We start from the raw sequence: 10130 nt of genomic DNA, 5'->3' as shown, positions 1-10130 counted from the left end.
ACAAGCAGTTTCCCACCGGCACCCCCGTGGTGACGGTCGCCCTCCGCTAGGCGGGGATCCTACTTGTCACCCCTGACGGCACCTACCGGTAGGGTGACGCCCGCAGCGTGCGCATCCGCGAAGCAGGGGGTCAATAAAGGTGAGTACGACCGCGACGACCGGGTTCTGCCGAGTCACTGTCGTGGCACCCGACAGCCGCATCGACGTTGCCCTCCCGGTGGACATCACCATCGCCGACATCTATCCGGAGATCCTGCGCCTGACGGGCCAGACCCAGCCGGTGGGCGCACCGACGGGCTACCACTTGGTACGCCGGGACGGGGCAGCCCTCGACGGCGCTCGCTCGCTCGCCGAGGAAAGGGTGCTCGACGGTGAGGTGCTCAGCCTCCGCCCCTTCGCCGAGTCGCTGCCACCCGCCGTCCACGACGACGTCTCCGACGCGGTCGCCTCCGCGGTCGTTCGCGACCGCCATCTGTGGAGCGACGACCTGTTGCGCGTCGCCGGGCTGATCGGTGGCGCCGTGCTCCTCCTGCTCGTCGCTCTCGTGCTCTGGTACGCCGACCCGATCCGCCACGACATGAACGGGCTGCCCGGCGTCATCGCGGGTGGTCTGGGCCTACTCCTGACCGCCTACGCGGCCGTGCGCGCGCGCGTGTACGCCGATCGCGTGGCCGCGGCGGCCATCGGACTTGCCGCCGTGCCCCTGCTTCTCATCGCGGGCTCCGGAATCGTCGGCCCGGCTGCCGGAGAGGGGCCGGGCAAACTGCAGTTCATGCTGGGCTGCGTGGCGGTGCTGGTCGCCTCCGTCGCCCTTGTCGCGCTCGCCCCCAGTGGGGACGCGGCGTTCGTGGCCACTACCTTCGCCGCCGCGGTCGGTACCGTGGCCACCTTCGTGGCGATCCTCGCCGACGCCTCCGCGACCGACATCGCCGCGGTGTGCGCCCCGGTCGCCATCGGTCTGGTTGCCTTCCTCCCCGGGCTGTCGGCCCGCTTCGCCCGCCTGCCGATCGGTTACGCCTCCCCGCGCTCCGTCGTGTACGAGGACTTCGACCTCGACCCCGCACAGGGCCAGGACACCGAGCCCCTCGACGCCGAGCGCATCGCCGCCCAGGCCCGGCGCGGCCACGAGATGCTGCTGGGCCTCGTCGGTGGCACCTCCGCCGTGGTGGTCGCCTCCGCCGCCGTCCTCGGCTTCTCGGACGACGTGTGGGGCAGGCTCCTGGGCCTTGCCGCCGGCCTCGCCATGCTGATCCGCGCCCGCCTGTTCCGCTACACGTCACAGGTGGCCTGCACTCTCCTCGCCGGTGTCGCGGCCCTCGCCCTCCTGCTGATCGGCCTCGCGCTCAACCCGCCGGCCGAGGCCTTGACCGAGTTCACGCTCCACGCGGACCGGGGAGCCTTGGACCTGCGCACCATCTGGCTCACAGCCGCCCTCACCGCCGGAGCCGCGCTGCTCACCGCGATCGGTCTGATCATTCCCCAGAAGGGGCTCTCCCCCTTCTGGGGCCGTCTCCTCGACCTCGCCGAGGCGTTCGTGCTGCTCACTCTGATCCCGCTGTGCCTGGCGGTGCTGGGCGTCCTCACCCAGGTCCGGTCGCTCACCGGCTGAGGGGTACCCCAATGGCCGGCTCAGCGCGTCTCACCAGCCTGGTACCCTGACTGCGGCCGTCCGTGTTCGCACCCGGGCTCCTTCCAGGGACCCGGAGACCGCGCCGACGGACCCCGCCACCCGAGTCACAGAAGCCCCCCTGAGACGAAGACCAGGGGCACTCGGTGGCATCAATGAGACTCATGAGGAGTATCGCGTGTCGCTCGACGCCGCTACGAAGAAGCAGATCATCAGCGAGTTCGGTACCAAGGAGGGCGACACCGGCTCCCCCGAGGTCCAGGTCGCGATGCTCTCCCGCCGTATCTCGGACCTGACCGAGCACCTCAAGACCCACAAGCACGACCACCACTCCCGCCGTGGTCTGCTGATCCTGGTCGGTCAGCGCCGCCGTCTGCTGCAGTACCTCGCCAAGAAGGACATCCAGCGCTTCCGTACGCTGGTCGACCGCCTCGGCATCCGCCGCGGTGCGGCGGGCGCCAAGTAAGACGCCGTGCAGGGGAGCGGTTCCCGGGAAATGGGGACCGCTCCTTTTGCTGTACTCGCGGTAGTCGCGGGTACTCGCTGTACTTGACGCCTTGCCGTAAGCCCTCCACGGCACCCGCCGGATCCCGGCGCGACCTCGCCCGGAGGGGGCGCGCGGCCCCGCCGTACGCGGGACGTACAGGCGGAAACGTGCAGAGTGTCACCACCCCTTTGTAGTGTGGTAGCACAACGCAAGAGACACGACACAGTGTGAGGACGCCCGGGCACGGGCGACCGCACGCACACCGAACGAGGAGAAGCGCACCTCGCCGCCGCCGGTCCTCGGTAGTGGTCCCCGGGGAATTGCGAACCCCGAGGGCTTCGATCGAAGACCGGCCCGCACCAGACGGCGCGCTTCTCCGCCACCGTCCCCCTGCCACACGGGCGGGATCCGGGACGAAGACGAGGAGAAATCACTAGTGGAGAACGAGACCCACTACGCCGAGGCCGTCATCGACAACGGTTCCTTCGGCACCCGCACCATCCGCTTCGAGACGGGCCGCCTGGCCAAGCAGGCCGCCGGCTCCGCCGTGGCGTACCTGGACGACGACACCATGGTGCTGTCGGCCACCACCGCCTCCAAGAACCCCAAGGACCAGCTCGACTTCTTCCCCCTCACGGTGGACGTCGAGGAGCGGATGTACGCCGCCGGCAAGATCCCCGGCAGCTTCTTCCGCCGTGAGGGCCGTCCCTCCGAGGACGCCATCCTCACCTGCCGCCTCATCGACCGCCCGCTGCGCCCGTCCTTCAAGAAGGGCCTGCGCAACGAGATCCAGGTCGTCGCCACGATCATGGCGCTCAACCCCGACCACCTGTACGACGTCGTGGCGATCAACGCCGCCTCCGCGTCCACGCAGCTGGCCGGTCTGCCCTTCTCCGGCCCGATCGGCGGCGTCCGCGTCGCGCTGATCAACGGCCAGTGGGTGGCCTTCCCGACGCACTCCGAGCTCGAGGACGCCGTCTTCGACATGGTCGTCGCGGGCCGCACCCTGGAGGACGGCGACGTCGCGATCATGATGGTCGAGGCCGAGGCCACCGAGAAGACCATCCAGCTGGTCAAGGGCGGCGCCGAGGCGCCGACCGAGGAGGTCGTCGCCGCCGGTCTGGACGCCGCGAAGCCCTTCATCAAGGTCCTCTGCAAGGCCCAGGCCGACCTCGCGTCGAAGGCCGCCAAGCCCACCGGCGAGTTCCCGATCTTCCTCGACTACCAGGACGACATCCTGGAGGCCCTCACGGCCGCCGTCCGGGACGAGCTCGCCCAGGCCCTCACCATCGCCGGCAAGCAGGAGCGCGAGTCCGAGCTGGACCGCGTCAAGGCCCTCGCCGCCGAGAAGCTGCTCCCGCAGTTCGAGGGCCGCGAGAAGGAGATCTCCGCCGCGTACCGCTCGCTGACCAAGACCCTGGTCCGTGAGCGTGTCATCAAGGAGAAGAAGCGCATCGACGGCCGTGGCGTGACGGACATCCGTACGCTCGCCGCCGAGGTCGAGGCCATCCCGCGCGTGCACGGCTCCGCCGTGTTCGAGCGTGGCGAGACCCAGATCCTGGGCGTCACCACCCTGAACATGCTCCGCATGGAGCAGCAGCTGGACACGCTGTCGCCGGTGACGCGCAAGCGCTACATGCACAACTACAACTTCCCGCCGTACTCCACCGGCGAGACGGGCCGCGTCGGCTCCCCGAAGCGCCGCGAGATCGGTCACGGCGCCCTCGCCGAGCGCGCCCTCGTCCCGGTCCTGCCGACGCGCGAGGAGTTCCCCTACGCGATCCGCCAGGTCTCCGAGGCGCTGAGCTCCAACGGCTCGACGTCCATGGGCTCGGTCTGCGCCTCCACCATGTCGCTGCTGAACGCCGGTGTGCCGCTGAAGGCCCCCGTCGCCGGTATCGCCATGGGCCTGATCTCCCAGGAGATCGACGGCGAGACGCACTACGTCACCCTCACCGACATCCTCGGTGCGGAGGACGCCTTCGGCGACATGGACTTCAAGGTCGCCGGCACCAAGGAGTTCGTCACCGCCCTCCAGCTCGACACCAAGCTGGACGGCATCCCGGCCTCCGTCCTGGCCGCCGCCCTCAAGCAGGCCCGTGACGCCCGCCTCCACATCCTCGACGTGATGATGGAAGCGATCGACACGCCGGACGAGATGTCCCCGAACGCCCCGCGGATCATCACCGTCAAGATCCCCGTGGACAAGATCGGTGAGGTCATCGGCCCCAAGGGCAAGATGATCAACCAGATCCAGGAGGACACCGGCGCCGAGATCACGATCGAGGACGACGGCACCATCTACATCGGTGCCGCCGACGGCCCGGCCGCCGAGGCCGCCCGCGCCACGATCAACGGCATCGCCAACCCGACCATGCCGGAGGTCGGCGAGCGCTACCTGGGCACCGTCGTGAAGACGACGACCTTCGGCGCGTTCGTGTCGCTGCTCCCGGGCAAGGACGGTCTGCTGCACATCTCGCAGATCCGCAAGCTCGCCGGCGGCAAGCGCGTGGAGAACGTCGAGGACGTCGTCGGCGTGGGCCAGAAGGTCCAGGTCGAGATCGCCGAGATCGACTCCCGCGGCAAGCTCTCCCTCATCCCCGTGATCGAGGGCGAGGAAGGTACTGAGGACAAGAAGGACGACGGCGACAAGTGACGTCCCGTAGCTCCAAGGCGACGGCCCGCACCTCCACGGAGGCGCGGGCCGTCGCCCGTACCCAAACCCTGATCAAGGGCAGAGACGGCATCGGCACGGTCCGCAAGACCACCCTCCCGGGCGGCCTGCGCATCGTCACCGAGACCCTGCCCTCGGTCCGCTCCGCGACCTTCGGAATCTGGGCGCACGTCGGCTCCCGCGACGAGACACCCGCGCTGAACGGCGCCACCCACTACCTGGAGCACCTGCTCTTCAAGGGCACCGCCCGCCGCAGCGCGCTGGACATCTCGTCCGCGATCGACGCGGTCGGCGGCGAGATGAACGCGTTCACGGCGAAGGAGTACACCTGCTACTACGCGCGTGTGCTCGACTCCGACCTGCCGCTGGCCATCGACACGGTCTGCGACATGCTCACCGGCTCGCTCATCCGTGAGGAGGACGTCGACGTCGAACGCGGCGCCATCCTCGAAGAGATCGCGATGACCGAGGACGACCCGGGCGACTGCGTGCACGACCTGTTTGCGCACACGATGTTCGGCGACACCCCTCTCGGCCGCCCGGTCCTCGGCACGGTCGACACGGTCAACGCCCTCAGCGCCGACCGCATACGCCGCTTCTACAAGAAGCACTACGACCCCACCCACCTCGTGGTCGCCTGCGCCGGCAACATCGACCACAACAAGGTCGTACGCCAGGTCCGCGCCGCCTTCGAGAGCGCCGGCGCCCTCACCCGCGTCGACGCCACCCCCATCGCCCCGCGCGAGGGCACCCGGGGCCTGCGCACGGCCGGTCGCGTGGAGCTGATCGGGCGCAAGACCGAGCAGGCGCACGTCGTCCTCGGCATGCCCGGCCTCTCCCGCACCGACGACCGCCGCTGGGCCCTCGGCGTCCTCAACACGGCCCTCGGCGGCGGTATGTCCTCCCGCCTCTTCCAGGAGGTCCGGGAGAAGCGCGGCCTCGCCTACAGCGTGTACTCGTACACCTCCGGCTTCGCCGACTGCGGCCTCTTCGGCGTCTACGCCGGCTGCCGCCCGTCCCAGGTCCACGACGTGCTCAAGATCTGTCGCGACGAACTCGACCAGGTCGCCGAGCACGGGCTGCCCGACGACGAGATCGCACGCGCCATCGGCCAGCTCCGCGGCTCCACGGTCCTGGGCCTCGAGGACACCGGCGCGATCATGAACCGCATCGGCAAGAGCGAGCTGTGCTGGGGCGAGCAGATGTCCGTCGACGAGATGCTGACCCGGATAGCCATGGTGACCCCGGACGAGATCCGTGCCGTGGCCCGCGAGATCCTGGGCCGGCGCCCCTCACTGTCGGTGATCGGCCCGCTCAAGGACAAACAGGCGTCCCGTCTGCACGAAGCCGTCGCCTAACCCCAGTTAAGGAACAAGCAATGAGCAAGCTGCGCGTGGCGGTCCTCGGTGCCCGGGGCCGTATCGGCTCCGAGGCCGTACGGGCCGTCGAGGCCGCCGAGGACATGGAGCTGGTCGCCGCCCTGAGCCGGGGCGACAAGCTGGAGACGCTGGCGGAGACCGGCGCCCAGGTGGCCGTCGAACTGACGACTCCCGCCTCGGTCATGGACAACCTCGACTACTGCGTCCGCCACGGCATCCACGCGGTCGTCGGCACGACGGGCTGGACCGACGAACGCCTCGCGCAGCTCAACGGCTGGCTGGCCGCATCCCCGGAGACCGGCGTGCTGATCGCGCCCAACTTCTCCATCGGGGCCGTCCTGAACATGAAGTTCGCGCAGATCGCCGCCCCCTACTTCGAGTCGGTGGAGGTCGTCGAACTGCACCACCCGAAGAAGGTCGACGCCCCTTCGGGCACCGCCACGCGCACGGCTCAGCTCATCGCCGAGTCACGGCGCGCGGCAGGCACCGCCCCGGCGCCCGACGCCACGGAGACGGCTCTGGACGGGGCGCGCGGCGCGGACGTCGACGGCATCCCCGTCCACTCCGTCCGTCTGCGCGGCCTGCTGGCCCACCAGGAGGTCCTCCTCGGCGGTGAGGGCGAGACCCTCACCATCCGCCACGACTCACTCCACCACAGCAGCTTCATGCCGGGCATCCTGCTCGGCGCCCGCCGCGTGGTGACCACCCCGGGCCTCACCTTCGGCCTCGAACACTTCCTCGACCTGGGCTGACAGGCCGACAACGTCATGCGCGCGAAGATCACCTACGCCGTCACGGCAGCCGTCCTGGTCGTCTACTTCGTCCTGGTCGGCAGCCGCGGGATCCTGCTCATAGAGACGGGCACACCGGTCGCGATCGCCTTCGGCGTCGCCGTGCTCGTCCTGCCGGCGATCGGCCTGTGGTTCCTGTGGAAGAACACCCAGTTCGTCCGCCGGGCCAACCAGCTCGCCGCCGAGCTCGACGCCGAAGGAGGCCTGCCCGTCGACGAGTTGAAGCGGACCCCGAGCGGCCGCATCGACCGCGACTCGGCCGACGCGGTCTTCGCCCAGCGGAAGGCGGAGACCGAGGACGCCCCCGACGACTGGCGCACCTGGTTCCGTCTCGCCGTCGCCTACCACGACGCCCGCGACACACCCAGGGCCCGCAAGGCCATGCAGCGCGCCATCGCTCTGCACGACGGCAGGCCGGCGCCGACCGCCTGACCCGCCGTACCGCTGACAGCGATGAGGGGCCGGTCCGCACTCGCGGACCGGCCCCTCATCGCTGTCAGCGACCTCGGACGCTCGGCTACGCGGCGCGTCCGTACTCCGCGGCCCACGCCTCGATCGTGTCGGCCGCCCGGTCGAAGGCCTCCGTACGCGCCAGGAAGTCGGCGTTGTGCGTGGTCATCAACGGCGTCACGTACTCCTGCACCCGGTCCCTGCGGACGAGGAGCAGCGCCTGCCCCTGCACGGACCGCGGGAACCCGAGCCAGCGCACCGGCTGCTGCACGGTACGCACGGAGACGCTCGCCTCCCAGGACGCCGTACGCGTGCGGAAGAAGCTCACCTGCCGCACCCCGCGCGCGCTCACCCAGATGCCGACCCGCAGCAGTCGCAGGGCGCAGATGATGATGAGCAGCGCGCCCCCGAAGCAGATCGCGCCCGCCTGGAGTGTCTCGGCAGCCGCGATGATGACCGCAGCGACCAGCACGTACGAGGCGAGCAGCAGCAGGAGCGCGGCCGCGCCGACCCGCCACGGGCCGGGCCGGTAGGGACGCCGCCAGCGGTCACGGTCCTCGAACGGCAGCGCCTCGTCCACCGCCTGGTCGAAGGCGCGGTCGGCGGTCAGGAAGGGCAGGGGCACGGCTGATCCTCACTCGATCCACGCACAGCTGTCGCCGGGTGAGGCTACCGAGCCGAACCCCTCCCCACCACTTTCGGGGGTCCAACAGGGGCACAAGAGTGCGCAATTCTGGGCATCCGGCCCCTTGTCTGTGCTGCCCCGTAGAGTGGGCGCCGCCCGAGAGCAGCCATGGGAAGGACCCTCCGAGCCGTGACCGACACTCCCGTCGACGATCTCAAGCCCAGCTTCCGCAGCGATGTCACCGTCGAGTTGGTGAAGCACAGCGCCGCCGACTCGGACGTGCTGTGGGCCGCCCGCGTCTCCACCGCGGGCGAGCAGTCCCTGGAGGAGCTGCAGAAGGACCCCGAGCGCTCCAAGGGCCTCATCAACTACCTCATGCGGGACCGGCACGGCAGCCCCTTCGAGCACAACTCGATGACCTTCTTCATCAGCGCCCCGATCTTCGTCTTCCGCGAGTTCATGCGCCACCGGGTGGGCTGGTCGTACAACGAGGAGTCCGGGAGGTACCGGGAGCTCCAGCCCGTCTTCTACGTCCCGGACGAGGCCCGCAAGCTCGTCCAGGAGGGGCGTCCCGGCAAGTACGTCTTCGTGGAGGGCACCCAGGCGCAGCAGGAGCTGGTCGGGCGGGTCATGGAGGACTCGTACGTCCACGCCTACGAGGCGTACCAGGAGATGCTGGCCGCCGGGGTCGCCCGCGAGGTCGCCCGCTCGGTCCTCCCGGTCGGACTCTTCTCCTCGATGTACGCCACTTGCAACGCCCGCTCGCTGATGCACTTCCTCGGTCTGCGCACCCAGCACGAGCTCGCCAAGGTCCCGTCGTTCCCACAGCGGGAGATCGAGATGGTGGGCGAGCGGATGGAGACGGAGTGGGCGCGGCTCATGCCCCTCACGCACGCCGCGTTCAATGCGAACGGCCGTGTGGCGCCGTAGCGGGCCGTCGACTTTCGGCCAGGCACAGATGTGCGGGTCAGCCGAGCGAAGTGTCCGTATTGCGGCATTTCGCGAAGTTCATCTAGCCTGATCAAACGGACCCGGCACTGCTTGAACCCCCGAGCAGGCAGTGCCGGGCTCCGCATTTGTCCGGACTTTTCCCGCCCCCCGAGGGCAGACCGCGCCCTGAGCAGCGAGTAGCGTGTTACCCATGGCTCCGACCTCGACTCCGCAGACCCCCTTCGGGCGGGTCCTCACCGCCATGGTCACGCCCTTCACGGCGGACGGCGCACTCGACCTCGACGGCGCGCAGCGGCTCGCCACCCACCTGGTGGACGCAGGCAACGACGGCCTGGTCATCAACGGCACCACCGGCGAGTCCCCCACCACCGGTGACGCGGAGAAATCGGACCTGGTACGAGCCGTCCTCGAAGCCGTCGGCGACCGCGCGCACATCATCGCCGGCGTCGGCACGAACGACACCCACCACAGCATGGAGCTGGCCCGCGCCGCCGAGAAGGTCGGCGCCCACGGCCTCCTCGTCGTCACGCCGTACTACAACAAGCCCCCGCAGGAGGGCCTGTACCGCCACTTCAAGGCGATCGCCGACGCCGCCGACCTCCCGGTCATGCTCTACGACATCCCGGGCCGCAGCGGCGTCCCGATCGACACGGAGACGATCGTCCGGCTCGCCGAGCACCCGCGCATCGTCGCCAACAAGGACGCCAAGGGCGACCTCGGCCGGGCCAGCTGGGCCATCGCCCGCTCCGGCCTCGCCTGGTACTCCGGCGACGACATGCTCAACCTCCCGCTGCTCTCCGTGGGCGCGGTCGGCTTCGTCTCGGTCGTCGGCCACGTCGTCACCCCCGAGCTGCGCGCCCTCGTCGAGGCCTATGTCTCCGGTGACGTCCAGAAGGCCACCGAGATCCACCAGAAGCTGCTCCCGGTCTTCACCGGCATGTTCCGCACCCAGGGCGTGATGACCACCAAGGCGGCGCTCGCCCTCCAGGGCCTGCCCGCCGGACCGCTGCGCGCCCCCATGGTGGAACTTTCGCCCGAGGAGACGGCCCAGCTCAAGATCGATCTTGGTGCCGGCGGGGTACAGCTCTAGCACCGGACTTCGTACGACGCACCACCTGATGTCAGACCTGACACATCTGACACACC

9 protein-coding genes are annotated in these 10130 nt (G+C 69.8%); 8 read left to right on the top strand and 1 reads right to left on the bottom strand.

Annotated elements, in window-relative coordinates; all coding sequences use genetic code 11:
* Window positions 1-139: 139 nt before the first annotated feature.
* The 6 genes from eccD to ACZ9QC_RS10705 all read left to right on the top strand — a co-directional run bounded on the left by eccD (window position 140) and on the right by ACZ9QC_RS10705 (window position 7390).
* Window positions 140-1609: a type VII secretion integral membrane protein EccD gene (eccD, locus tag ACZ9QC_RS10730; protein ID WP_472919951.1), complete on the top strand. Its 1470-nt coding sequence runs from the start codon at window positions 140-142 to the stop codon at window positions 1607-1609.
* Window positions 1610-1805: 196 nt separating this feature from the next.
* Complete coding sequence (gene rpsO / locus ACZ9QC_RS10725) at window positions 1806-2093, top strand: 30S ribosomal protein S15 (RefSeq protein ID WP_033529274.1); 288 nt, start codon at window positions 1806-1808, stop codon at window positions 2091-2093.
* 457 nt (window positions 2094-2550) lie between these two features.
* A complete protein-coding gene (locus ACZ9QC_RS10720) occupies window positions 2551-4770 on the top strand; it encodes a polyribonucleotide nucleotidyltransferase (RefSeq protein WP_472919950.1) in 2220 nt (739 codons plus the stop codon).
* Window positions 4767-6146, top strand: coding sequence for a M16 family metallopeptidase (locus ACZ9QC_RS10715; RefSeq protein ID WP_467335126.1), 1380 nt, complete (start codon window positions 4767-4769; stop codon window positions 6144-6146). The genes ACZ9QC_RS10720 and ACZ9QC_RS10715 overlap by 4 nt, the downstream gene beginning before the upstream one ends.
* Window positions 6147-6166: 20 nt before the next feature.
* The gene (gene dapB / locus ACZ9QC_RS10710) at window positions 6167-6919 is read left to right on the top strand and encodes a 4-hydroxy-tetrahydrodipicolinate reductase (protein ID WP_230218218.1); all 753 of its coding nucleotides are present in this window, start codon (window positions 6167-6169) and stop codon (window positions 6917-6919) included.
* 15 nt (window positions 6920-6934) lie between these two features.
* On the top strand, window positions 6935-7390 hold the full coding sequence (locus ACZ9QC_RS10705; protein WP_472919949.1) for a tetratricopeptide repeat protein: 456 nt from the start codon (window positions 6935-6937) through the stop codon (window positions 7388-7390).
* An 85-nt stretch (window positions 7391-7475) separates the two neighbouring features.
* Here the strand turns inward: ACZ9QC_RS10705 and ACZ9QC_RS10700 are convergent, their stop codons facing one another.
* Window positions 7476-8033: a hypothetical protein gene (locus ACZ9QC_RS10700; RefSeq protein WP_472919948.1), complete on the bottom strand. Its 558-nt coding sequence runs from the start codon at window positions 8031-8033 to the stop codon at window positions 7476-7478.
* A 189-nt stretch (window positions 8034-8222) separates the two neighbouring features.
* On the opposite strand from ACZ9QC_RS10700, the gene thyX reads away from it, so the two are divergent.
* Both thyX and dapA read left to right on the top strand, forming a co-directional pair.
* On the top strand, window positions 8223-8963 hold the full coding sequence (thyX, locus tag ACZ9QC_RS10695; RefSeq protein ID WP_220646241.1) for an FAD-dependent thymidylate synthase: 741 nt from the start codon (window positions 8223-8225) through the stop codon (window positions 8961-8963).
* Window positions 8964-9174: 211 nt separating this feature from the next.
* A complete protein-coding gene (gene dapA / locus ACZ9QC_RS10690; protein ID WP_215449295.1) occupies window positions 9175-10074 on the top strand; it encodes a 4-hydroxy-tetrahydrodipicolinate synthase in 900 nt (299 codons plus the stop codon).
* Window positions 10075-10130 lie beyond the last annotated feature (56 nt).

The organism is Streptomyces sp. HUAS MS02 (assembly GCF_055702265.1).
This window is presented reverse-complemented; position numbering and strand designations above follow the sequence as displayed.

Bases quoted from the DNA above. Each gene is read 5' to 3' on its own strand.
- dapB (WP_230218218.1), top strand. From the start codon at position 6,167: ATGAGCAAGCTGCGCGTGGCGGTCCTCGGTGCCCGGGGCCGTATCGGC.
- ACZ9QC_RS10705 (WP_472919949.1), top strand. From the start codon at position 6,935: ATGCGCGCGAAGATCACCTACGCCGTCACGGCAGCCGTCCTGGTCGTC.
- dapA (WP_215449295.1), top strand. From the start codon at position 9,175: ATGGCTCCGACCTCGACTCCGCAGACCCCCTTCGGGCGGGTCCTCACC.